We start from the raw sequence: 23,552 nt of genomic DNA, 5'->3' as shown, positions 1-23,552 counted from the left end.
TCGAATTCAAGCTGGATGCTCTGCTGTTCGCGCAGATAATTCTGCCGCGCCTGGTAGGCGTGGTAGGCGTGCTCTTTCTCGGAAAAGGCCTTCAGTGTGTTCATGGCTCGCCTCATCTCTTTGGTCTGCATCCAGGCCGGCAGGGCGTCTTCGTCCAGACGCTCCGCCTCGTTGAAAAACTTCAGCCAGCGCTGCTCCTCGGTTTCGACCTCATCGGTAGCGAATTTACTCAGTTCCAGCAGCCAGATGCCGCCGTGGTCCAGGAAGACGCGTCCGCGTTGGTCGCGCAAGCGGAAGTCGTGGGCATAGTTGGGGTCATCCGGAAGCAGCGTCTCGCCCAGCAGCCAGATGGCATAGGTGGGGCGCAGCTTACGGTAGCTCTCGCCTTCCTTGATCTGGGCGCTGTAGAGGTCGGCCCAACCGTAGAGGATGCGCGCCGGCAGGTCGCGGTGATTGAGCAATTGGATCTCGACCTGGAACTGCTGCCCGGTCGCGTCACTGGCCTTGACATCGACGACGGTGAGTTTGTCATCGAGGAATTCTTTTTCGTTGTAGGGGTTCTGGATCGCGACGGCGACGATCGGCCGGGGCAGGTCCGCGCCGAGCACGGCATTGAGGAAATGAATCAGCAACTCGCGATTGGACTCCGCCCCCAATAGGGCCTTGAAGACGCAGTCGACCTTGGGATCGATGGGGTGGCGCATAGCGGCAGTGTAGACAGATGTAACCGGGGCGACAAGTAAAGGGGCGCCGAGGCAGCAATTCCAAATTTGGGCGGCCCTTCAGCCGCTCGTTCTCGGCCAGGGCTTCTTCCTTGGCCGCCCGTTCGTGCTCCGCGGTCGCCCGCGCCTGCTCGACGGCCGCCCGCGCCTGTTCGACCTCCGCACGCAGATCGTCGAATTCAAGCTGGATGCTCTGCTGTTCGCGCAGATAATTCTGCCGCGCCTGGTAGGCGTGGTAGGCGTGCTCTTTCTCGGAAAAGGCCTTAAGGGTACTCATGGCTCGCCTCATCTCTTTGGTCTGCATCCAGGCCGGCAGGGCGTCTTCGTCCAGACGCTCCGCCTCGTTGAAAAACTTCAGCCACCGCTGCTCCTCGGTTTCGACCTCATCGGCAGCGAATTTACTCAGTTCTGGATCGCCACGGCGACGATCGGCCGGGGCAGGTCCGCGCCGAGCACGGCATTGAGGAAATGAATCAGCAGGTCGCGATTGGACTCCGCCCCCAATAGGGCCTTGAAGACGCAGTCGACCTTGGGATCGATGGGATGGTGCATAGCCGCAGTGTAGACAGACGTAACCGGGGCGACAAGTAAAGGGGCGCCGAGGCAGCAATTCCAAATTTGGGCGGCCCCTGGTGGATGCGGCGCGCGCGACCGACGTGCCGGGTCCCTGACACCGAGCGGCGCGCCTTATCCACCCTACAGCGGTGCCGGTTTTGTAGGGTGGATAAGCGCAGCGCATCCACCGTCAGCCTCGCCACCAGCTCGCTGCCGGCGGCGACCACCCAAATTTGGAACTGCTGGCACCGAGGAACCACGGTAGTCTCAGGCACGGACTACCCCCGCCAGTCCCCGCGTGACCCGCCGGGCCAGCCGGTCGAAGGCCAGATAGATGACCGGCGTGGTGAACAAGGTCAGGGCCTGACTCAGCAGCAGGCCCCGGCCTCCGTGGGCTCCTAGTACAAGGTATGGCCACGGGGCTAGCCGGGCTATGCGTAGGTTCACTGCTGCCCCAGCGCCACCCGTTCGATCGTTTCCAGCGGACCATCGAGTTTACGCGCCGCGTAGCCGGCCAGCACGATGTCGCGCACGGCGAGACGCAGCGGCGGCAGGGCCGCCAGCGCCGCCAACCGGCGGCGCACCGCACGCTTGGCGAAGCGGTCGCGATACAGGCCGATCGTCAGATGCGGGGTGTAGCGACCGGGACAGACCTCGGGGTGTCCGGTGGCCAACGCCTCACGGATCGCGGCCAGTCCGCGAGTGGGGTCGCGCACCCGCAGAAAGGCCGCCGAATCGAAGCTGTCGATACCACCGATGTCGAGCGTGAACGCCGGCAGTCGGGCGGCGGCGAGCGCCGCGCGTTGGCGCGCCAGCATGGCGCCGTCGAAATCGTCGTCGAGGATCGCCGGTTCGCTGATGAAGCCGCAGACTTGCAGCGTGATGTGCGGGCTGCGCTGGTGTGGGGCGAAGAGTCCGGCGAGTTCCCCGCGCACCCGACCGACGCGCTCACGCAGCGGCGCCGTGTCGGCGTCCACCATCCAGATGGCATAGCGCTCGCGGCCACGCCGCCATTCCGGATAGTCGCGGTCTTCCAATGCAAGCGTGTATGGGGAGCGGCTGAAGTGCATCCGGGGCATCCTGGAGAAAATGGCCGGCAACCAGTGTGGTCGTCCCACCGATCGATTGCACAGCAGGTGGCAACCGTCACTCCAGCATCCTCCCCAAGCCCGCCTCCTCATGGGTCCGGCCGTCGCGGATCTGATAGATGCGCTGGAAGGTGGGGATGATCTTCTCGTCGTGGGTGACCACGATCACCGCGGTGGCGTACTGGCGGGCCATGCGGTTCAGGATGCGGATCACCGCCAGGGCCCGCTCGCTGTCCAAGGGTGCCGTGGGCTCGTCGGCCAGGATGACCGGCGGGCGGTTGATCAGGGCGCGGGCGATGGCGACCCGCTGCTGTTCGCCGCCCGAGAGCTGCGAGGGCATGGCCGCGGCTCGGTGGGCGACGTCGAGGGCGGCCAGGAGTTCGCGCGCCGCGGCCCGCGCCTCGCGATTGGGCCGGCCGGCCAGCATGGGCAGCAGGGCCACATTGTCGGTCACGTTGAGGAAGGGGATGAGATAGGGCGCCTGGAAGACAAAGCCGATCTTATCCCGGCGCAGCGCCCGCAAGTCCGGGATGCGCCAACCGTCGTGATAGATCAGGTCGCTCCCCAAGGTCATGCGTCCGCCGGTGGGCTCGACCACCGCGCCAAGGCATTTGAGCAACGTACTCTTGCCGGAGCCCGAGGGACCGATCAGCCCCACCACCTCACCCGGAGCCACCGCCAGGTCGACGCCTTTGAGCGCCTCCACGGCCGTGTCACCGGTGCCATAGCGCTTGTGCAGTCCCTGAATCCGAATCCCCAAGCCCGGTTCAGCCACCGATGGCCTCCGCCGGGTCGACCCGGAGTGCGGCGCGGATGGCGACCAGACTCGCCAGCACGCAGATCACCACCACGATCAGGAACCCGCGCACCGCATCACCGGGCAGCAGCAGCACATATTTGGGGAAGATCGGCGCCCACAGGGTGGCCGCGATCTTCCCCACCATGAAGCCGATGATCCCGAGCCCGACCGCCTGTTGCATGATCATCCCGGCAATCGTGCGGTTGCGGGTGCCGATCAGTTTGAGCACCGCGATCTCCCGGATCTTGCCCAGTGTGAGGGTATAGATGATGAAGGCGACGATGGCGGCGCTGACCACCGAGAGGATCACCAGGAACATGAAGATCTGGCGTGCCGAGGTGGCGATCAGCTTGGCCTGGAGGATCTCGTTCATCTCGGCGCGGGTGTGGACAGTGAGCCGCTTCCAGCGCCGAATCTCGCCGGCGACCTGGTCCGGATCGGCGTGCGGGTCCAAGCGGACCAACACCGCGTTGACCGAGGGGTTCACCGTTTGGGAGGCGAGCACCGCCTCCAGGGTCCCGGGTTGGCCGGGGCGGTTGAAGGCGGGGTTGGCCGCGGTGCGGCGGCGTTGATGGATGATGGCGTCGTTGTCCTTGAGGAACTGCGCTTCCTGGGCGTCCTTCAGCGGGATGAAGACCATGGGGTCGCCGCCGGAGGAGACGGTGCGCCGCGTCAGCCCCACCACCCTATACTGATTCCGGCGGATACGGACCTGCTCGCCGAGCCGCAGCCCGGTCATCAGGTCCGCCACCGCCTCGTAATGACCGCGGGTGAGGTGGCGCCCCGCGACCAGATGCTGCGGTTGCCCGGGCGCGTCGGGACCGCCGGGGACCACGCCCACCACCATGGCGCGGCGCTCCCGCGCGCCTTCGCCGACCTGCATGGTGAGATAGGTCACGTTGGCGGCCTGGGCCACCCCCGGCACGGTGAGGATGCCGCGGTAGAGGTCGTCATAGAGGCTGGATGACTCGGCGTAAGGCCCCAGGGTGTCTTGCTGCACCACCCAGAGGTCGGCCCCGCTGTTGTCCAACAAGGTGTCGGCGTCGTCCACCATGCCCCGGTAGATACCGGCCATGGACAGGGTGACCCCGATCAGCAGCCCCAGGCCCACGCCGGTGAAGATGAACTTGCCCGAGGCATGGAGGATGTCGCGCCCGGCCAGGCTGATCACTGCGGCACCCCCGGAATCGCGTCGACGACCCGGACGCGCCGCCGGGGGCTCAAGGGTGCCTGGCTGTGCAGGATCACCGGTTCGCCGAGCGCCAGGCCGGAGCGGATCTGCACCCAGCCGTCGAGGTCCGCGGCCCCGGTCTCCACCGGCACGAAGCGCGGCCAGTCGCCGCCCGGAACCCAGACCCCGAGCGCGCCGTCGCGCCGGTGCAGGGCCGCATTGGGCAGTGCCGGGCCGGGTGGCAGGGGTGCCAGGATCACCCTGACCTCCGCCAGTTCCCCGAGCCGGGGCAGGGGGTCGGGCAGGGTCGCGAACGCCACCTTCGCCAGCAGTTCCTCGGTGATCGCGTCGGCCCGCGGTTCGATCCGCAGCACCCGCCCCGTCAGGTTACCGACGGGCGCCGAGCGCAGGCTGATTGCTACAGTCAGATCCGGACGCAGTTCGGCGGCACCGAGTTGATCGAAGCGGGCGTCGATCCACAGGCTGGTCGGATCGATCACCTCCACCACCGACTGTCCGGCCACCAGGGTGCTGCCGGGTTCCGCGTCGCGCGACACCACCAGGCCGGCGACCGGGGCGAGCAGCCGCAGACTGGAGCGCTGACGCATCAGCGCCGCCCGCTCGGCGCGCACCCGCACCAACTCCTGTTCCGCGGACTCCAGGTTCGCCTGGGCCGCCGCCAGACCGGCCGCCGTCACCTGCGCCTCTTGCCGCTTGGCGCCCACCAGATCCTCGCTCGTGGTCTGGGCCGACAGGAGTTGCTCGTAGCGGTGGACCTGGGCACTCGCGAAATCGCGCCGGGCTTGGGCGTCCCGCACCTGGGCCTGAGCCGCGGTCACCCCGGATTCGGCCCGGTGCAGGGCCGCTTCCTGGGCGGCCACCCGATCGTCCAGGTCCACCGGGTCCATTTCACCGAGCAATTGACCGGGCTGCACCTGATCGCCCACCTCGACTTCGACCCGCTGCACGCGTCCGGCCATGGTGGGTCCGATGCGGTAGGTGGAGCGGGCCTCGACGGTGCCGACACCGAACAGGGACGGTGCGACCGTGCGGTCGGCGACCCTGGTGACTGTGACCGGGATCGGGGCCAGGGGTCCGGAGGTCAGGGTCAGCCAGAGGAAGACTCCGAGCAACGGGATCAGTAAACCGAACAGCGCCAGGGTGCGGCCGGGTATCTTGGGCAGGATCATGCGTACGACTCGATCAGGGCGACCTGGGTCCGGCCCGCCGCCGGGCGATCGATGGTGATCTCGGGGGAGGCGCCGCGGACCTTGGTCGTCGGTTGCCGATGGAAGGATTGGCAGGGGGGTGGAGGGGGCCAACCGGAGCAGGATGCAGTGTAGACGGCGGTCAAGCGGCGGGCTTTGACCTGAATCAAAAGCGTCCGGCATTTCTCGCGCCCATGTTTCTCGCTCCCACGCTCCAGCGCGGGAGTGTCGTCGGGCCGCTCCAGCGGCCCGTCCCAACTCACCGCATCGCCCCATTTGGTCAACGCGACGCTGGAGCCTGAGTATCGACCGGCGCAGGACGGGCCTTCGTGACCCGGTGTCGAGGGTGCCCCGCGGCACCGGCTCTTGGCAGCGCTGCCGCCAGACACCAAGGCGTCAGCGAGACAAGACGGGCGGCAGCGCCGGCGAGCATGGCAGGTCGGGGCGGCACCCCGGCAAGAGCACTTGATTGTCGCGTGACCGGCGTTGAACCGCGATCTGATGACCCGACCGTCGCCGCTGCCGGGTTTCCTTTCAACCCCGTCCGGACGGTGCCGCCGTCCGCCCGCAACCGCTGATATCGGAACCCGAACATGACCTGGAACGACTTTCTGACGGCCCTGGCCCGCGGCCTCGATCGACTGGATGCGCCGCCGGACCTGTTTGCCCACTGGCAGCGCACGGTCGGCACCCAGGCCGCGCCTGAGCCGTTCCTGGACCACGCCGAGACCCTGCAACTGCGCCTGCCCATGCAGGGCCCGGGCGGGTGCCGGCGGATTGTCGATGCCTGCCTGATCGAGCCCGGTTCGGGCTGGCGGGCTATCCCGCGGGTCGGCGCGCGGCGGGTTTAAAACCCGCCCCTACACCATGGGTCTGTCCGGATGTCAGGTAAGAAGGCTATACAAGCCAAGCTTGGCGCTGCGGTTTCGCTGCGCCGATGGGGTGGTGTGCCCGTTCGAGGCGTGCCTGCCGGTGCCGATCGGAGCGATCCAAGCGGCACCGGGCGGGACCGTCCCGACGTCGGCCGCCACTGACCGTCCCAAGCAGCGCCTGGCGCTGGGTTGGCCGCGCCCGCAGCGCGATTCGGACGCCGCTGGTTCAGCCGCCGCAAACGAACTGGCCTTACTAACGCCGACCCTTCAAGGCTGCCTGATCGCGCCGATCGCCAACGCCGCGCCGACCCGCGCCTGGCGGCCCTGCGCGCCAGCCTGGAGCGGCGCTGGGGCATCGGCGCTCGACTGGAGCAGTTGGAGCGCACCCTCGACGAACTGGAGCACACCCTGCGCGCCTACGCCGAACAGCGCGCCGCCCGCCTGGTCACCTTTCTCACCGTTTTCGGCTTTCCGCTGGTGTTGTTCGCCAGCTTCTTCGACTTTGCACTCAACGGGATGCCGCGGGACTGGGGCGCACTGCCGGGCTGGCTGTTCGGGCAGTCGGTACCCGCCGCCACTGCGGCCAACAGCGGACCCAACTGGCCCGTCCTCGCGCTCTTCACCGCCGTCGCCGGGATCGGTATGGTGCTGCTGGCGCTGGCGCTGGGTCTGGCGCTGGTCCGCTGGCTGGGCGGGCGCGGACGCTAACCCGGGTCCAACGCGGGAAACCGAGCCCAGTCCGAACCCGACCGGTGAAGGTCCGCGCAGCGGGCCCGGCCCGGCTACAATGGGGCTCAATGATGCGAAGCACCCGTGCCGACCCGCACCGCTCAAGCCACCCACCTTGACCCACCGACGCCAGCCATGACCCGATCCCGCCACCCCCGCGGTCCCCGCCAACGGCGCGCCCCGGCCGCCGGACGCCACCATGACCACAGCTATAAGCAACTCTTCTCCCACGCCGAGATGGTCCGCGACCTGCTGACCGGCTTCGTGCGGGAGGACTGGGTCCAGGCCCTGGACCTGGCTTCGCTGGAGACGGTCAAGGGGAGCTATGTCACCGACGATTACCGCGACCGCGAAGACGACATCATCTGGCGCGTCCGCTGGGCCGACGGCTGGTGTTACGTCTATATTCTGATCGAGTTCCAAAGCACCGTAGACCCCTTCATGGCGGTGCGGATCGCCTGCTATGTCTCGCTCCTGTACCAGGATCTGATCGCGCAGAAGGCCCTGACTGCGGCCGGGACCCTTCCGCCGGTGCTGCCGGTGGTGCTCTACAACGGCGAGTCACGCTGGACGGCGCCGACGCAACTGTCCGTGCTGATCGACGCGGCGCCGGGCGGGCTGGCACACTATCGTCCCCACTGGCCCTACCTGCTGCTCGACGAAGGCGCGATCGTGGGCGACGCGGCCTACCCGGCCGAGGTGCGCAACCTGGTCGCCGCCCTGTTCCAGTTGGAAAAGGCACGTGACGAGCCGACCTGGCTCGCGGTCTACGCCCGGCTGGTGGCACTCCTGGATAGCGGTGCCCTGGACAGCCTCAAGCGCGCCTTCGGCCGTTGGATCTACCGCAGCTTCATCCGCAAGAAGCGCCCCGGCATCCGCCTGCCGGACATCAATGACTTTCAAGAGGTGCATATCATGCTGCAACAACGGGTCGAACAGTGGAATGCGGAGATCCTTGAGCGGGGGCGCAAGGAGGGGCACCAGGAGGGCCTGGCGGAGGCACGCAGTGAAATGGCCGCGGCACTGATCGAGCGCAGCGGCCTGGACGACGCGGCTATTGCCGATCTGACCGGGCTATCCCGCGAGGCGATCCGCGCCCTGCGCACTACACCGACGGAACATTAGGCGTCTACTACTTGGCGGGGGCGATTCACGGCCGCCGGAGTTCCGGGGACAGTTTACTTGTCTCTCCAATGAGTTCCGGGGACAGTTTACTTGTCTCTCCAATTGCTACAGATACCGAGTTGAGTAAACTGTCCCCGGAATTGGCCTCATTTTCCGGGACTTCCCGGCTTCCCCCATCACAAGCACCTGCCGATCGAGACCGTTCCGGCCCCGCGACCTCGGATTGCCGAGGTCATTGCGGAAAGCGTCCGGCATCCAGGTCGCCAAGCAGCTTCAGGGTCACGTCGTCGAAGTGCAGGATGCGCTTGGCCGCGTGATCCTGCAGGAAGGCTTGCGCATCCTCACGGGTTTCGAACGGCACCAGTTCATGCCCCATGGGACCGAGCACATCCGAGCCGATCACATACCAGGCCTGGCGGGCGTCGATGCGGGTGACGCTGTAGTAGTCGGTCACGGCGATGATTGCGATCTGCCCGGCCTGGTGCCCCGGCGCCCATTTGGGGAGGTCCAGCAGGTACTTGAACAGGTCCTTGGCGCCGTCGAAGTGGTGGGCGTGGCCGTCCTGGTAGCGCACGGTGGCGATCCAGTCCGGATACTTGGCGACGAACATGCCGCACACGGGGCAGGTGTCGGTCGGCGCCGGACTCGGGGTGTCCACTGGTGCGGCGCCGCTGGTGGGGCTGAGTGCGGTCAGCAACAACAGGACCGCAAGCATGACGGGTCGCTTGGATGCGTTCATTTGATCCATCGCGTCAAAACAATGGTATGCGTACCACGCTGAAGCGTCTGGGCACGTATTCGGCACGCGCCCGCCTGTTGGTCAGCGGGCGCCAAGGCTAACGGCCATGGCGCCCGCCCGCCACCCCGGAACATCAAAGTCCTCTCGACCACTGCCGCAACTGCCGGCGTGCGAGGTTGCGTAGTCAGGGCTTCCAGCCCTGACTGTTCCAGTCCCGACGCCGTCAGACCAGGATGGCCTGACTACGCACTTTCACGGTAAAGCCTTGGACTGCAGTGCGCGGATCGGGTCAGGTGCCCTTCTTTTCCATCATTTTGTTTAACTTCTCGGCCCGGTTCTTACGGATCATCACTGTATCTTTCGCCATGCTGAGATAGGACTGGCTCAGGGCCGCATCGAAGCTTCCCAACTCGCCGCCCTGTTCGGCCTTGGCCGCTTCCGCCGCGGCCTTGTCCGCGAAGGCGAGTTTACTCACTGCGCTCATCGTGCCCTTGAGCTTGCTGCCGATGAGGTAGGTGGCGGCATCCACGGAGATCAGGGGCTTGATCGCCGCCGTGGAGCCGAAGTCGGCGGCATACATGGCCTTGGGACCCCGATCCATATTCAGCGCCAGGCTGATGGCGAGACAGTGGATGGAGCAGACGCCGTCCACCAGATTGTCGTCATACTGGACCAAGTGGCGGCTGTGCTGATACTCGGTACGGTCCATGCCGCAGTAGGGGCACCTGGGGTATTTCTTCAGCTCATCGGTCAATGGATCCGGGTCCGGGGCCGTGCGGGGAATGAACTGAAGCGGGGTGCCGTCGCCGGCACAGGCCGCAGCGTCGGCCGGAACCCAGCCTTGGCCGGGCACCATGGCGCCGATCGGTCTGTCGTTTGCAGCCAGGGCAGGCCCGGCCAGGCCGACGAGGCCCAGGGCACCGGCCAGCTTGAGCAGGTCGCGGCGGCTTTGGTCGTGATCATGATGGTCGCACATGGTTTGAGACTCCTGCGGTTGCGCGTGAAAAGCGGTCTTTAGTTGCTGAGACCGCGGATGATGTCGAAAAAAACCCAGCCCTGGTACAGCGTCCAAAGGCCGAGGACGACGACAGAGATTCCGGCCAGGGTGGCGAACCAGCCCTGAGCGTGCCGGCCGATGGCCGCCCCAAACAGGCTGACCAGGGCCATGGTCGGCAGGGTGCCCAGACCGAACACCAGCATCAGCAGTCCGGCGCGTACCGGGTCCGCGGTGGCCGCCGCTGCGATGGCGATAGTGACGGTCAGACCGCAGGGGACCAGGCCGTTGCCGGCCCCGGCCAGTGCCGCGAGCCAGGGGTCGGGGCGCGGCGGCGCGATGCCGAAAGCGACCTCTCGGTGCGCGGGCGGCGGTTGCGTCGGTCCGGCGCGCTGGTTGCTCCAGCTCGCAAGCGGCCGGATCCGGCTCAGGCCGAGCAGGACGATGACCAGGCCCGCGAGCATCATGAGCAGCCCCTGTCCCTTGCCGAGGATTCCCTGTTGCACCAGTACGCGGCCCGCCAGGGCGCCGGCCGTTCCCAGGACCCCATAGACCAGGATGCGCGCGCCGTGATAACTCAGCACGGCGCCGACTCCACTGCCGCGGCAGACGAAGTAGCCCCCGGCGAGTCCGCTGCACATCCCCAGGCAATGGAAGGCGCCCAGCACACCGGTGAGGAAGGCGAGCGGCAGGGTCAGCTCGGGATTCACAATAGGCCCTTGATCACCCGTTCGAAGACCTCCGGGGTCGACTCGCCCAGGATGCGCGAGGCTAGTCGGCCCTGGCGGTCCAGGAAAAAGGTGGTCGGCAGGCCGCTGACACCATAGGCGCGGGCCACGGCGCCGTCGGTGTCGAGCAGTACCTCGTAGCTGATCCCGAGGGGTGCGATGAAGGCCGCGGCGGTCGCGCGGTCCTGCCGCACGTTGATGGCCAGCAGGCGCAAGCCCTGGTCCCGATAGGCCCGGTAGACGGGTTCGATCGTTCGCATCTCGCCCTCGCAGAAGGGACACCAATCCGCCCAGAAACGCACCGCGACCACCTGTCCGGCCAGATCCGCGGGGAAGGCGACAGGCGCGCCCGTCAGCGCATCGAGCGTGAAGGCGGGGGTCGGCTCACCCTTGGTGAGCGTAGGCGGCGCGTCGCCGCAGCCGCCGAGCAGCGCACCCGCCGCGAGCAGCAGGAGCAGGAAGGCCCGGGCGCCAAGCCGGGCCCGCCGGCCATTCGCCATGCGCCATTCGCCGCCGGGATCGCTCACCACCACACCCCCGTCATTGTCAGATTGGAGGTCAGGATAGCGTAGGTCGCCACTGCGTAGAAGAGCGCGAACAGGGCCAGCGCCAGGGCGGTGAAGCGCCGTCCATCCGCCCGCACGGCCGCTGTCAGGCTGGGGATGCGGCCCCAGCCGGAGATGAGCCCTACCCCCAGGGACAGGGCGGTGGCTGAGAACAAGGGTAGATAGAGCCAATAGCCGATGAATCCGTGTCCGCTCTTGAGGATACAGAACGGGCAATGGTGATGGGGGTGCGCATAGACATAGAGTGCCACGCAGGAGACGATGGCCGCGAGCGCCGCCGCGAACGCCAGGGCGCCGGCCAGGGCGAAGCCGACGCCGCTCGCGGCGCGGCGGGCGCGCCACCCATGCACTGTGCCCAGGCCGGCCACGATGAGCCCCAGCCCATACATGGCCGCCAGGGACCAACCGGGATCCAGGGCCGCGACGGTGGCGGCGACCCCGTCGCCATCGGCGGTGAACAGTGACCCGCAGCAGGAGGTGATGACGTCCGGATCCAGTCCCAGGAAATAGCCGAGCTGCACCCCGGCCTCCAGTGCCGCCAGCGGCAGGAGCCCGAGCAGCAGCCAGTATTTCACCCGCACCAGGGGATAGTCCGGGGCCTGGTTGTCCAGCCGGTTGAGCATCAACCAGGCGGCGCCGGCAAAGAAGATCAGGATTTTGAGAAACAGCGTCGGCCAGCCCAGCGGATGGGCGTTGAGCACCCCGGTGGCGCACATGGCGCCGACGAACTGGCTCGCCATCTGCTCGGCGTTGTAGACGAAGAGTAGCAGTGAGACGACCGCCGCGGCGAAGCTCCAGGTCACCAGGGTCGCGATGAGGTAAGTGCGTCGCTCCAGTTCGAGCTGGCGTTCGCTGCCGCTGGTGATGTCCCAATGCCGGACCACCTGGAGCGCGAAACCGGCGGCCAGTATGAGCATCAGGGTCACCGTGAAGGAGACCCCGTTGAGTGCCAGCACCGCGGGACTGATCAGCATCAGGCGTCCTCCGCGAGCAGGCCGTCGCGTAGTTCGACCACCCGTGAGACGCGGGCGGACTCGAACACCAGCGGATCGTGGGAGGCCACCAGCACCGTCTTACCCAGGTCCTGCAACTCACCGAGCAGACCAACCAGTTCGCGTGACCGGGCGCTGTCCAGGTTAGCCGTGGGTTCGTCGGCGATCAGAATACGCGGCCCGTTGATCAGTGCCCGGCAGATGGCTGCGCGTTGCGCCTCGCCGCCGGACAGCCATTCCACCTTGTCGCTCGCCTTGGCTTCCATGCCGAACTGGGTGAGGAGTGCGTGAGCCCGGTGCCGCAGGTCGCCGTAGTCCGGCGCCAGCGGGTAGGCCGGCAACATCACGTTCTCCAGCACGGTCAGGCCGCGGATCAGATTGAAGCGCTGGAACACGAAGCCGAAGGTGCTGCGCCGCACTTGCGTCATGAAGCGTTCCGGCAGGTTCGACAGCAGCGTGCCGTCGAGTGAGATACGTCCGGACGTGGGCCTGGAGAGTGCGCCGATCATCGACAACAGGGTGGTCTTCCCCGACCCGCTCGGGCCTTTGAACACCGTCACCTGCCGCGGCTCCAGATCCAAGGTCACGCCGCGCACCGCCCAAAGTTCGTTACCGCGCCCCTGGTTGAAGACCTTCTTGACGTCACGCAGTTCGATCACGATGGCATTCTTAACGCATCACCGCGTCGGGGTCGGTCACCGCCGCCCGCCAGATGGGCACGATGGTTGCCACCGTATAGGGAAAGACAGTGAAAAAAAAGAGGGTCGCGATCTGGAGCCCGTCCACGAAGGGGATGGGGCGGAAATCCGGGTAGAGCACCGCCCAGCCCTTGAGCACGGGCTCGAACAGGGCGGCCGCGAGGTAGAACACATGCGCGTAGGCTAGCAGATAGCCGAGGAAGAACGCGGTCAGCGACAGGATGGCCCCCTCCCAGAATTTCATCCGCAGCACGTCAGCGGTCTCCCAGCCGATGGATTTCAGGATGCCGATCTCGCGGCGCTCATCAAAGCTGAGCCCCGCGGCCCGGTCCCAGGCGAAGATGACGAACGCCAGCACCATGCCCCCCATAAGCACGAAGACCAGTCCCTGGCGCCAGCCGAAGACCGCGTCGTAGGTACGCAGGATCTCCTCGCGCAGGATCGGGCGGGTGTCGGGCAGGGCGAGGCTGAGCTTCTCGGCCACCTTGCGCACCTCGCGCGGATTGCGCACCTGCAGCACGATGTCGGTGAAGCGGTCCGGAGGAAAGGCAAAGAAGCGGCGGAAGTCGCCCGCGCCGAGCAGCATCAGGTCGGTGCTGACGAGTTCGGTGCTGTGCGGAAGGAGAGCGGCGACGCGGAACGCGAAGGGTTCCCCCCGCGCCGAGCGCAGGCTCAGATAGTCGCCTACGTCCAGGCCGCGGGTGCGGGCGATGCCGGCGCCGATCACGATCTCCCCCGGCGCCGGTTCCCGGTACTCGGGGGATCCGGGGGGCGGAACCATCAGGGTGTAGTTGGCCCGCGCGGCCGGATCGTAGAAATAGCCCCAGAGTCGGCCGTATTTCGCGCTCACTCCCCGGATGCGTCCAATCCGATCCAGGTACTCGGTCGGCATCAGGTCATGGCGGCCGGCCATCTGGCGTTGCAGGATGATCTCCGGGGACTGCGCCAGCACCAGCGCCGCTTCCCGGCGCAGTGACTGGGTGAAAAGCATCACCGAGGCGAGCAGGAAGACGACCAGGGTGTAAACGAGGAGCAGCGCCAAGTGTTTTCCCGGCCGCCGGGCCAGGGCCGAGAGGCTGTAGTCGATCAGATACCGCTGTCGGCGCAGGAACTCCCTCATGGCAACGGCCGTCCTGGGAGTGGTGCCGGCACCAGTGAGCCGGTGGGGAAATGTTCAAGCGCCATTGGGTGGTCCTGGAAAGCGCTGTGCAGATCGGCTTGGCTCGGGTGGCGGGTATAGCGCGCCTCGGTGAAGAGGGCCAGATCGGTCAGGTCCAGGGCCGCGACCAACGCGGACCGCTGGGCGATCACCGGGGCCGCGGCGCGGGCGCGCAGACCTGCGTCCAGTGCACTGAGCAGCAGCAGGCCCGAGGCCGCGGCGACCGCGTAGAGGAAGATGTCGGACTTACGCATAAGTTACATCGGCGTCTGGGGGTCGCCCCGGCTTACGCAGCCGACAGGGGCGGTCCGGATTCTGGGGCTAGTCCGGCCGTCCGGCATTGATGAAGGTCAAGGTCCCGCGCCATTAAGGTCAGCGCGACCGGACGGACGGATCATCCGGACGCGTTCGCTATCGATTCCCTTCGACTCCCATTGGCGCCGATCGTCTGCGATTCCGGCCGCCCCCAGGCCGGTCCACGCGTGTTTCAGGGCTTCGATCGAACCCCGGCGGCGGTCGTGACAACGAATCCACACGCGGCTAACCCCCGTCGGTCGGGGTGCGTACCACGAGGCTGGTGCGGCTCTGCTGTAAGCGCTTGCGGTGCCGCGCTACCAGCGGGACCTCGATCCGGTACCGAGAAGGCCTGTTCTTCTGCTGGACGAAGAGACTCGGCGCCTGTCGGCACATGGAATCGAGACGCTGGACCAGATCGTCCTCCGACCATTCCAGACCCTTGCGCCGTAGATGCCGGAGGAGGTCTTTGACGCAGACATACCCAGCCCCCGCGTGAAGGGCCGCGAGCGCGTCCAAGACCACCAGGTCATTGCGGTCGCGGAGGGTCTCCACCACATAGCCGAAGGGCTGGGCCTTGGGGATGACGTCCTGCTCGATGGCGCGCAGGACGTCGGCTTCGGTAGCCACCAGCTCGCCTTCACGAATTATCCACTCGAAGATTTCGAAACAGACGTATTGCAGCAGGTAAGGGTGATTGCCGGTTTCCGCCGCGATGCGCTTTTGGGCCAGGGTCGTTACGACAAAGTGCGGAGCCGCCAGCTCGGCGATCAGCCTCCTGGCGGCGTTCGGCTCCAGCCGCCGCAGCTCGACGGACAGTGCGAGATTGAACAACCGGTTCTGGGGTCCCTCAATGTGGCGGCGTACCACGTCGGTGACCCCGGCCAGGACGAAGCTCACGGAGCGCGAGGCGAGCAAGACGGCGCGGATGGCCGCCAGCGCCTCGTCCGGCAACTCGGCCTCGGGTTGGTCCCGATCCCGCCGCCGCTCATCGGCGACCAAGACCTTTTCCAGCTCGTCGAGTAGGACCAGGAGTCGCTTCCCGGCTCTTCCCACCGCCCTGTCGACGGCCGCCATGAAGGTCTCGAATGCTTTGTGCGGCGCCTCCGACCATGCCGTGGCACTCGGCGCCTGGATGTCCTCCAGGCGATTGTCCTTGAGTGCGTGCCGGATGGGGTCGATCAAATAGGCGCGATAGAAGACCGCGCTGTCGCGGAAGTCCCCGGCCGACTGGAGGTCCGAAAAGACGCAGATATACCGCTCTTTGATCGCGCGATGCTCGCGGAGATGGTTCAGCACCGTGGTCTTGCCGATGCGCCGATCGCCCAAGACCAAGACGACATTGTCCTGCCGCTCGCCGACCAGCCGTCGGACGATTTCCTCGATCTCCTCCTGTCGGCCGAAGATGCGGTCGATGTCCTTGATAGCCCGGCCGACTACGTAGGGATTGAGGGGCTTGGCCCCAGGCGGGACGTCCGGGGTAACAGCGAATCGTGTCCTTTCGCCGTGGACCTCGACCGGTAGTGTGACTCCTTCGGTCGCGTCCCAGCGAGTGACGTTGATCTTCAATGTCGCTGGTCCGGGTAGGTTGGGTGGGCGTTGGTAGCGGATGGCAACCTCGGCCGTGTCGTTGGGGTTCAGCCGGCCGATGGCCGTGGGCCGCTCGAACAGGCCGCCCGCCGATTCTGTCTGCGCCAGGTCCAAGCGGGGCTCGATCCGGACGCGCCGCAGAATGTCCGCGCCTCTTGGGTAATGCAGACGCAGCACCAATCGATCACGCGACGAGAATCCGTTCTTGCCCGACACCACCTGGACGGTGACCCGTGGTACGGGGGAGTCTGCGAGGGCGGCGACCCGCGACTCCAGACCTTCGCGGGCGGCCTCAGCCAGGCCCGAGATCCCGCAATGAGGCTGCAGCCCGCGCAGGGCTTCGTCGCACAGATGGCGCACCTGGCGTGGGTCGCCTTGAGTTGCGCTGCACCGGGCGGCCAACGCGCGCAGGCTTGCCGCTCCCCCGCGCTCCGCGTCATCGCCGAACTCCGCCATCAGGTTGGCAACGACAGCGAGCACCCGGCCCGGCATCTCCGGGAAATCGGACGCCAGGCCGCGCATCAGGTCTTGGAGGGCGATCGGGTGCGACCCAATGTGGTTCCACAGGTGTTCTCGCAGGAAACGCTCCATGGTCTCCGGCGTCATGGATAGCAGGATGTGCGCCAGGTCGGAAAAGAGCCCCCGGTCATCCATCGCACCGAGTGCCAGGCGTCCGAGGTCGCCGTGAAAGAGCGCGGCGAGGTTGGTCGGGGCAATCACGGCATCGCGGTCTTCCTTCGGGCTGAAGGCAAGTGCGGTGGCAAGGAGCAGGCCCCAGGCGCAGTCCTGCCGCCACCGCGCAGGTTCGGGCAATCCATTCGGCGGTTCCATGGACCACGCGTAAGCATCCCGAAAGAACACCAGCGCGTCGTGGGATTCGTTCCCCATCAAGCATTGCTTGGCTCGCATCGCCAGATAGGCGCCCCTCGCAACCTCCGCATCGGCTGGTTCGCCCCGGTCCCCGCCCGTCTTGGCGAAGGCGAGTGCTTGCGCGGCAAGCGCGGCGAGGCGCTCGGCATCCCAATCCCACCCCGGTGGCTCACGCAGCGCTTGCGGCAGTGTCTCGGGCGCTGGATAAGTGCTCTGCGCCTCGAGCGCCTTCCGTGCGATGGTCGACAAGCGCAGCGGCGCGGGCTTCTCCGGGATTTGCGTCATGCGAGTCGGTGCGGGTTGCGGCTTCGCTTCCCCTCCTCCAGCCAGGGTTTCCAGCCTCTCCAGAGTGGTCGCGGCGGCGTCGCTCTCCCGCTGTTCCAGATGCTTGCGGATCTCGCCCTGTAGCCGAATGGCGTCCCGCTCGTCCTTCGGATCCAGCGGGGCACTGCTGAGGAGCCTGCCGATCGCCTGCCCGCTGCGATCACGGATCGCTGCCAAGCGTTGGTCCAACTCCCTCTCTCGCGTGAGGATTTCGCGATTCGCTTCCTCCAGGTAGAGGCTCAGATAGCCGCGCTGCTCGCGGATTGCGTCGAGCTCGGCAGGATCGATTGCCGCGAAACGTTCGAGATCGGCCCGAGTCAGGCTGTCCATGCTGCCGGGTAAGCCCCCGAGTCTTGCCTCGATCTCGGCGAGCGCCCGATCGATCTCTCCCCGATGCTCTGGGTTGCAGTCCAACGCGACGAGACGGTGTCGCTCGGCGGCGGCGCGGTCCCGATGCTCCTCGACGTCCCGCCGCCAGTCCGACCACTCCCGCACCAAGCGCTGGGACAGAGCCGCCCCTTCGCTCTGCGGGGAGGCGATGCGCAGGAGACATCCGGCCGCCTCGGCGAAGGATTGCCGGGCCAAGTAGTTGTCGGCGGCCGAGACGTAATCTCGGATGCCGGCACCCCACGCGATGAGGTCGTCGAGGAAGGTCTGGAAATCCCGTGGTGCCGTCCCAATCAGCCTCACCAGGAGGGGATCGAGGCGAAGGAGTTCTTCGGGAGGGCGTGCCGCCTCAAGCCAGTTGGACTTGTCGCCGCTCATGGATCACTCAACCCAAACGCTTGCAAGACTCGCCGACCTAAGCCATCGCCGCGGTCCTGGGGGTCGCTTGCGAGCCAAGCCGCCAAGTCGCCAAGGGCCGCCTGTCGCTGCATCTGCTGCTCCAGAACCGAGCGGATCGATACCCCTGCAGGCCCCGCTGCCGCCAGCTCGCTGATCGCCACCGCCATATTCCGGTATCCCTCAATCAAATTGGTCGCCGCGGCGCCTTGCGGCTTCGACAATCGCCTGCCTTCGCGTTTCAACTGATCCGCCGTTTCCCGGATCCAGTCCTCGGCGTTCGGGACCTCGGCAAGACGCGCACGTTCGCCTGGTCCTCCGGGCTCGTCCAGCAGCCTCGCGCACAGGGATTCCCAGTACTCCCTGAACTTCCTAGAGAAGTGGACGGACGGATCCCAGCCGCGATAAGGGGTCATGTCCATCAGGCTTGCCGCGCGTTCGTGGATCTCCGCGAGCCTGACGGCGACGGTCTCCGAATGCGCCTCGCTTCGCTCCACGAGTTGCAACCAGTCGGTGACGGACTGTGGCAGGTCCTGCGGGCGCTGGCTGTGCAACAGGTTCGCGATCACCGTGCGTCGTGTATCCACATTGATCACCGGACCCAGTTCAAACCCGGCCAAGAGCACAGGAACCGCAAGCCCAGGGCGGATCCGGCACAAGACATCGATGAAGGACGGCTGCGCCAGCAGCAACGCGATGTCCGCACCCCGCGCGGTTTCTCCAAGCAGGGCGATATAGCGCGCCGCAAGATGCGGAATCCACTCCTGTCCGGCGCGGTCGGAATGGCGTTGCCGGAAGGCGCAGGCGGCGACAAACGCCTCCACCTCGTAGCCTTCCTCGGCGAGCCCGAGCAGAAAGGCTTTCACGAGTCCCTCCGGTCGCTCGGGGGCGCGGATAGCGAGCCATTTCGCGAGCAGGTCTCGGTTGGCCGCGGGGGTGAGGTCTGCCGCCAGCCGCTCCACAACGCGTGCGACCACCGGATCGTCGCGCCGCTGATCCAACAGCCGCAGCAGTGCGGAATGGGACTGTTGCCGGGCCATGAAATCGCGCGCGACCGAGTCAACCAGCGCATCGAACTCGGGACGCCGGGCTTCAGCAACGCGTCGGAGCTGCGCCCTCGCGTCGAGGCCGCAGGGCCACTCGGGGCCAAGCGTGTCATCGGCGCACAACAGGGCGTGCCAATCGCGAACCCAAAGGTCGCAGCCGATTTCAACGAAACAGTCCAGATCTATCTGACGCTTGTCCCGTGACTGCTCGGTCGAGGCGAGCATGCACAGTAGATCGTAAGCACTCCAATGAGTCGGATCCGGGCGTCCGTCGGGTCGTTCGTCGAGGAGCGAGGCAAGCAGCCGGAGTGCGTTCCAGATCTGGTTCATCAGACTGGCGTCTGTCAGATCCCCCTCTTCCAGCAAGCGGGCAAGTCGATCCTCAAGCCATTGTCGGCGCCCTGCCCGATCCGGTATTGCGCGCCCAAGCACATCCTGGCTCAGACCGCGCTCGCGAAGCTGCTGGTCCAGCCAGTCGCGCCTGAGCAGCGACTCGATGTTCGTCAGTCGGGCCTCGAGATCGTCGTAACTCTCGCTGCGGGCCGCGTCTCCCAGTTCACTTAAGTACCCCTCGACCACCCCCGGTTTGGCAACGCCAACCGCGGTTAAGCGCTGCTTCGCCTGCTCCATCCAGCGCCGAATCCAGATCTCTGCGCACTCCTTGGCCTGGCGGCGGACCCCATCGAGCGTGATCTCAACGTCGGTCAGCCGCTCGCAGAAGTCGAGGGCCGGGCGTGAATCGCCCTCCGGGGTCAGGCGGGCGATGATGCCGCAGATCTCGGTATAGGCAGCCCTCGCGCCTCGGAGAATGTCGGCGACCCCGTGGGCCTGGGGAAGCAGGCTGGCGATCGTGCCCTCTTGGAGCACGGCCCACGACTCGGATAGTTGTCGTACCTCGGCGTCGAGGCTGTCGACGGCGGCGAACAGTTCCCGCGGCGCCGCGACAGGTGCTGCGATGAACCCCGCTGGCGCTTGATCCCGGCTGGCGACTGGTCCGGTAAGGGCGACGAGACGGTTCGCGAAGCGTTCGTAGGCCTGGGACAAATAGGTGGGGCGCGCGGTGGTGGAGCCTACGACGATCTGCTCGCCGTAAGCGATCCGGGGATCGTAAGGGAGTCGGTCGTTGAGCTCGATCAGTAGCTCCCCCAGCTCGCCGAGCTGGTCAACCGCATACCCCAGCATCAGATCACGCTTGTCGATCGACCCGTTTTCGTCGACCCGAGAGGGCAGCAGGAAGATCTTGTGCAGACGCGGCACTTCGCTGGTCGTGGCGCGATAGGCGGTCACGGCGCGGCTGATGCGCCGGGCACCGTCGATGCCTTGAGCGTGCAGTGCGAACATAACGACCAGAACGTCCGGCAACTGGGCGGTACAGATACTCCCGATATCGGTCAGCCCAGTACGGCTGTCGATGAACACGAAGTCGGGGGAAGGGTCAGCTTCGGTCCCGGCGATCAGGGCTTGGCGGACATACTCCATGAAAGCGTAGCCCCGGCGCTCGGCGTAGAACGCCTCCCAGGGGAAGTTCGCCACGCGTCGGGGATAGTGCTCGTCCAACCGCCCGGGAGGCAGGAGCCGCAGGCGCCCACCCTCGGGCTGACGCGCCCGGTGATCAACCGGGATCAGCAGGCCGCGGATTTCCGGCGCCGACCCCCCATCCTCCAACTGATCGGTGAGGACATCGATCAGACCGGGACAATCCGTCAGGTCATCGTCGCGCAGATGTTCGTCCGGGCCTGACCTGTCGCTCGTGGTGAAATAGGTGTGCAGCCCCGGACTTTCCAGGTCCATGTCGACCATCACGATGTCGCGGCCGCGGTTCGCCAAGGCGACGGCGGTGTTGGCCAGCAGTTGCGTCCGACCCACCCCGCCCTTGTAGGAATAGAAGGTGATGACCATCAGCCGTGCGATCGTATGGACCCCGGCTGCGCGCGACCGAACTGCTGCTGGATGTTCGCAAAGAACCCCGGTGTGTCAGGAAACGGGTTCAACCATGGCTGGCTTGGCAGGTGCCTCAGTTTCGGTCGGTTGACCCTAGAGCCCCCAGAATGTCGTGCAGACTCCGCAGGCCGGTCACCAGCAGCCGCCATGAATCGCGCGCCGACCCGGTCGTTGCGTATGTGCTGAAGCAGTGTGTGCCAACCCTGCTCTTGTGCGCGTCCGTGCAGGGGAGAGGGGGCGCGGTATTGCTCCGGCAGCTCGGATTCTAGGTCCGCCAAAAGGGTCGGAGATAGGCGTTCCCGCTCCAGGGCAAGGAGTGCAAGCAGCGGAAAAGGATCTCGCGGGAGCGCGCGCGCCGCATACCAGATGCGCTCGTCGGATTCGCCGCCGCCTCTGCCTAGCTCGAGGTCCGCGGCGACTGCTTCCAAGGCGTCCTCGCCGCGGCCCTGAACGATGCGCGCGGCGTCCTGGGCGGGAAGGTAGAACGGGGGCTTGGCGGCATCGAGAGCCACCAGATGCCAGCCCCAATCAAACGCGAATCGCTGCTCCAGCCGCTGCCAATATCCCGCGTCGCATTCCTCGTCGAAGGTTTGGCGTGGTACGGGCTGGAATGCCGACGGCGAGCCGTCCCAAGGTTCCACGTTGGCCACAAAGAGCGTCTCGCCCTGATCCGACGCTAGACACACGGGGTCGAGGTACTGGGGCAGTTCGTCGCCGCCCGGCGCCGCGGTAGCGCCGATCACCAGGTAGCCTGCTATGGTTTCGTTCATGGCCCGGCCTCGCGCGGGGTCCGTTTGCAGATCCAGTCGGTAACGAATCGTCTCAAATCGTCCGGGGTGGGATTGATCTTGACGCTGCGTGACGGAGGTCGGCCGTAATATTCGATTGCAATTCCGGTACTCCGAAGTGCGGGCTCGACGCGCTCTCGGAAGGCCCGCGTGAGGAAGCGGGGCGACGCAAGAAACACGGCAAGGATACCGGGCGGCCGCAGCGGCAGCGACGGACAAACCCGGATCTCGAATATCCTCAAAAGGATCTCGCCCGGCATCGCGCTCATCACGCCTTCCGGGTCGGGATGTCGGTAAGGCGCGCTTTGCAGATAGTCGCGAGCGCAAGCGAAACAGGTGGCGACGTAAGCGATCAGGTATTGCCGATAAAAAGGTGCCGCCAGCGTATGCTTTTGGAAGAAGTCCAACCTGGCTTCATCCGTAGCGAGGCCCAACCGCGGTGCAACGTGCTTGAAGAAGGCACCGGTATCCCAAGGCGAGCCGTGCACTCTGAGGTCCGGATCTTCATCAATGCTCGAAGCGAACGCGATGGCTGCCTGCCGCTGTGGGTACATGACGCCGACGGAAGCGTAAACCGCATCGTAGGTGTCTAAACAGATCTGATGCTCAAGTGGTTGTTTGTTCAGCGTCCGCCGTGAGTCGAGACACTGTTTATCCCAAATATCCGGCAGATGCGCCTGGGCCGTCCCATGGAGCAGCGGGACATCCGCGAGTGCTGCGGTAACTGAGGCGAGGCGGATGTCGTAATCGTCGGCTTGGTCTGCTGCCGCACCCTTCCGGCTGGTGCGCAGGTCGTTCAGCAGTCGCTCCAGTTTCTCGGCACTCAATTGGTGCGGTTCCCTAGGTTCCGGTGTGGGGTGTCGCAGGGCGCTTGCGAACAGCGGATCGCTGCATGTTAGTCGATGGGGAGCGTCCGGGCAAGGCGACTCGCCGGCCCCGAACTGGACCCCATGTGCAGGATCGTCGCTACCCTCAATATGTTGATGAAGTGTTCTTGCGCGGCTGACCGCTCCTTGAGTGTCGCTTCCCGCCAGTTGACGATCGGAACTTGTCCGGCCTCACGTCTTTGCAGCACCTAAGTTAGCGTGATGAAGTGCCGCCACCTGCCCGAAGTGACCGGAAAGTATTCGCCGCCCAACCGATAGCGCGAGCAGCGTCCAGTCTACAAGCACAGGTTCAGTGGGCACCCGGTCACTGTCAGGTGAAAACCAATCAGTACAGGATAACACGCTGAAACTACTATCTTCTTTCTGCTGCGCAGATATGGTAGCCTATTGTTTAGAGTCGTTGGCGTCTGACGATCTAACGTCAACGACAAAGTTTTTCCAACGCTTCATAAACCTCAACGGGAATGCTGGCACATTGATTATAAAGAAATTAGAGGGCGAGTTGGACCTTCTCATTCAGGTGAAGGATCTCTGGCGTGCGAGCAGTCGGCAGCTTGGCGCTTTCCCGAGCGGCGCGTTCGATGATTACGTTTACTGCGACGCAGACACAACTCCACGATACCCGGCTTGTTGCTGCTCTCGACGCCAGCGTCTTTTTCGATCTCATCAATAGTGACGGCGCCATGGATAGCGACTCGGTATCATTGTTGGCTGATTGGCTTAGTCCGCATATTGAATACTGCATTATCGAGACTTTATTAATTATGCGGACAAACTGCTGGCATAAATTGTATGCGGCAAAAGAAAGAACGACTGGATTCGCTTGATGTCGCTTTTTAGCGATTTCAAGGCAGAATTTAGTCTGTTTTTGAGATCATCACGGG

The 23,552-nt window shown here is 65.8% G+C and carries 25 protein-coding genes; 6 read left to right on the top strand and 19 right to left on the bottom strand.

The genetic code is table 11. The annotated features are described in order from the left end of the window. On the bottom strand, window positions 1-704 hold a 704-nt coding region (locus QZY03_RS02815; RefSeq protein ID WP_295578096.1), incomplete at its 3' end, for an Rpn family recombination-promoting nuclease/putative transposase. A gap of 124 nt (window positions 705-828) precedes the next feature. On the opposite strand from QZY03_RS02815, the gene QZY03_RS02810 reads away from it, so the two are divergent. After that, window positions 829-1,194 (top strand): hypothetical protein, encoded by a 366-nt coding sequence (locus QZY03_RS02810; protein WP_295578098.1) that lies wholly within the window; start codon window positions 829-831, stop codon window positions 1,192-1,194. Here QZY03_RS02810 and QZY03_RS02805 read toward each other — a convergent pair. After that, window positions 1,125-1,274 carry a PD-(D/E)XK nuclease family transposase gene (locus tag QZY03_RS02805; protein WP_295578094.1) on the bottom strand — a complete coding sequence of 50 codons (150 nt, stop codon included), beginning with the start codon at window positions 1,272-1,274 and terminating at the stop codon, window positions 1,125-1,127. The genes QZY03_RS02810 and QZY03_RS02805 overlap by 70 nt on opposite strands. Before the next feature lie 168 nt (window positions 1,275-1,442). On the opposite strand from QZY03_RS02805, the gene QZY03_RS02800 reads away from it, so the two are divergent. Next, complete coding sequence (locus QZY03_RS02800) at window positions 1,443-1,679, top strand: hypothetical protein (protein WP_295578092.1); 237 nt, start codon at window positions 1,443-1,445, stop codon at window positions 1,677-1,679. A gap of 41 nt (window positions 1,680-1,720) precedes the next feature. Here QZY03_RS02800 and QZY03_RS02795 read toward each other — a convergent pair whose 3' ends face one another. From QZY03_RS02795 to QZY03_RS02775, 5 genes are all read right to left on the bottom strand, one after another. Further along, the gene (locus QZY03_RS02795) at window positions 1,721-2,347 is read right to left on the bottom strand and encodes a 2'-5' RNA ligase family protein (RefSeq protein ID WP_295578090.1); all 627 of its coding nucleotides are present in this window, start codon (window positions 2,345-2,347) and stop codon (window positions 1,721-1,723) included. A 76-nt stretch (window positions 2,348-2,423) separates the two neighbouring features. Continuing rightward, window positions 2,424-3,140 carry an ABC transporter ATP-binding protein gene (locus QZY03_RS02790; protein WP_295578088.1) on the bottom strand — a complete coding sequence of 239 codons (717 nt, stop codon included), beginning with the start codon at window positions 3,138-3,140 and terminating at the stop codon, window positions 2,424-2,426. Continuing rightward, entirely contained in the window at window positions 3,133-4,335 is a 1,203-nt protein-coding gene (locus QZY03_RS02785) for an ABC transporter permease (RefSeq protein ID WP_295578086.1), read from the bottom strand. The genes QZY03_RS02790 and QZY03_RS02785 overlap by 8 nt, the downstream gene beginning before the upstream one ends. Beyond that, window positions 4,332-5,525 (bottom strand): efflux RND transporter periplasmic adaptor subunit, encoded by a 1,194-nt coding sequence (locus tag QZY03_RS02780; protein ID WP_295578084.1) that lies wholly within the window; start codon window positions 5,523-5,525, stop codon window positions 4,332-4,334. Before QZY03_RS02780 ends, QZY03_RS02785 begins: the two co-directional genes overlap by 4 nt. Beyond that, entirely contained in the window at window positions 5,522-5,827 is a 306-nt protein-coding gene (locus QZY03_RS02775; RefSeq protein ID WP_295578082.1) for a hypothetical protein, read from the bottom strand. Before QZY03_RS02775 ends, QZY03_RS02780 begins: the two co-directional genes overlap by 4 nt. 309 nt (window positions 5,828-6,136) lie before the next feature. Here QZY03_RS02775 and QZY03_RS02770 point away from each other — a divergent pair, with 309 nt between their 5' ends. The 3 genes from QZY03_RS02770 (at window position 6,137) to QZY03_RS02760 (ending at window position 8,269) form a co-directional block, all read left to right on the top strand. After that, on the top strand, window positions 6,137-6,394 hold the full coding sequence (locus QZY03_RS02770; protein ID WP_295578079.1) for a hypothetical protein: 258 nt from the start codon (window positions 6,137-6,139) through the stop codon (window positions 6,392-6,394). A 210-nt stretch (window positions 6,395-6,604) separates the two neighbouring features. Then, complete coding sequence (locus tag QZY03_RS02765; protein ID WP_295578077.1) at window positions 6,605-7,123, top strand: hypothetical protein; 519 nt, start codon at window positions 6,605-6,607, stop codon at window positions 7,121-7,123. Between the two features lie 156 nt (window positions 7,124-7,279). Continuing rightward, window positions 7,280-8,269 (top strand): Rpn family recombination-promoting nuclease/putative transposase, encoded by a 990-nt coding sequence (locus QZY03_RS02760; RefSeq protein ID WP_295578075.1) that lies wholly within the window; start codon window positions 7,280-7,282, stop codon window positions 8,267-8,269. Between the two features lie 232 nt (window positions 8,270-8,501). Here QZY03_RS02760 and QZY03_RS02755 read toward each other — a convergent pair whose 3' ends face one another. From QZY03_RS02755 to QZY03_RS02700, 12 genes are all read right to left on the bottom strand, one after another. Then, on the bottom strand, window positions 8,502-9,008 hold the full coding sequence (locus tag QZY03_RS02755) for a nitrous oxide reductase accessory protein NosL (protein ID WP_295578072.1): 507 nt from the start codon (window positions 9,006-9,008) through the stop codon (window positions 8,502-8,504). Window positions 9,009-9,297: 289 nt separating this feature from the next. After that, complete coding sequence (locus QZY03_RS02750) at window positions 9,298-9,984, bottom strand: nitrous oxide reductase accessory protein NosL (RefSeq protein ID WP_295578070.1); 687 nt, start codon at window positions 9,982-9,984, stop codon at window positions 9,298-9,300. A 38-nt stretch (window positions 9,985-10,022) separates the two neighbouring features. Beyond that, window positions 10,023-10,712 (bottom strand): sulfite exporter TauE/SafE family protein, encoded by a 690-nt coding sequence (locus QZY03_RS02745; protein ID WP_295578067.1) that lies wholly within the window; start codon window positions 10,710-10,712, stop codon window positions 10,023-10,025. Continuing rightward, window positions 10,709-11,257 carry a TlpA disulfide reductase family protein gene (locus QZY03_RS02740; RefSeq protein ID WP_295578065.1) on the bottom strand — a complete coding sequence of 183 codons (549 nt, stop codon included), beginning with the start codon at window positions 11,255-11,257 and terminating at the stop codon, window positions 10,709-10,711. Before QZY03_RS02740 ends, QZY03_RS02745 begins: the two co-directional genes overlap by 4 nt. Next, window positions 11,254-12,270 carry a hypothetical protein gene (locus tag QZY03_RS02735; protein ID WP_295578064.1) on the bottom strand — a complete coding sequence of 339 codons (1,017 nt, stop codon included), beginning with the start codon at window positions 12,268-12,270 and terminating at the stop codon, window positions 11,254-11,256. The genes QZY03_RS02740 and QZY03_RS02735 overlap by 4 nt, the downstream gene beginning before the upstream one ends. Next, window positions 12,270-12,947: an ABC transporter ATP-binding protein gene (locus QZY03_RS02730; protein ID WP_295578062.1), complete on the bottom strand. Its 678-nt coding sequence runs from the start codon at window positions 12,945-12,947 to the stop codon at window positions 12,270-12,272. Before QZY03_RS02730 ends, QZY03_RS02735 begins: the two co-directional genes overlap by 1 nt. 10 nt (window positions 12,948-12,957) lie before the next feature. Next, window positions 12,958-14,106, bottom strand: a complete 1,149-nt coding sequence (locus QZY03_RS02725; RefSeq protein ID WP_295578060.1) for an FtsX-like permease family protein — start codon at window positions 14,104-14,106, stop codon at window positions 12,958-12,960. Then, window positions 14,103-14,399 carry a hypothetical protein gene (locus QZY03_RS02720; protein ID WP_295578058.1) on the bottom strand — a complete coding sequence of 99 codons (297 nt, stop codon included), beginning with the start codon at window positions 14,397-14,399 and terminating at the stop codon, window positions 14,103-14,105. The genes QZY03_RS02725 and QZY03_RS02720 overlap by 4 nt, the downstream gene beginning before the upstream one ends. A gap of 286 nt (window positions 14,400-14,685) precedes the next feature. Continuing rightward, complete coding sequence (locus QZY03_RS02715) at window positions 14,686-17,988, bottom strand: AAA family ATPase (RefSeq protein WP_295578056.1); 3,303 nt, start codon at window positions 17,986-17,988, stop codon at window positions 14,686-14,688. Further along, window positions 17,985-20,951, bottom strand: coding sequence for a hypothetical protein (locus QZY03_RS02710; RefSeq protein ID WP_295578054.1), 2,967 nt, complete (start codon window positions 20,949-20,951; stop codon window positions 17,985-17,987). Before QZY03_RS02710 ends, QZY03_RS02715 begins: the two co-directional genes overlap by 4 nt. Continuing rightward, a complete protein-coding gene (locus tag QZY03_RS02705; RefSeq protein WP_295578052.1) occupies window positions 20,951-21,763 on the bottom strand; it encodes a hypothetical protein in 813 nt (270 codons plus the stop codon). The genes QZY03_RS02710 and QZY03_RS02705 overlap by 1 nt, the downstream gene beginning before the upstream one ends. Further along, window positions 21,760-22,608, bottom strand: a complete 849-nt coding sequence (locus QZY03_RS02700; protein ID WP_295578050.1) for a hypothetical protein — start codon at window positions 22,606-22,608, stop codon at window positions 21,760-21,762. The genes QZY03_RS02705 and QZY03_RS02700 overlap by 4 nt, the downstream gene beginning before the upstream one ends. Before the next feature lie 596 nt (window positions 22,609-23,204). Here QZY03_RS02700 and QZY03_RS02695 point away from each other — a divergent pair. After that, window positions 23,205-23,495: a hypothetical protein gene (locus QZY03_RS02695; RefSeq protein ID WP_295578048.1), complete on the top strand. Its 291-nt coding sequence runs from the start codon at window positions 23,205-23,207 to the stop codon at window positions 23,493-23,495. Window positions 23,496-23,552 lie beyond the last annotated feature (57 nt).

Source organism: uncultured Lamprocystis sp., from assembly GCF_903933125.1.
Classification (GTDB): domain Bacteria; phylum Pseudomonadota; class Gammaproteobacteria; order Chromatiales; family Chromatiaceae; genus Thiodictyon.
Note: the sequence above shows the minus strand (reverse complement) of the source record. Positions and strands in the feature narration are given on the sequence as shown.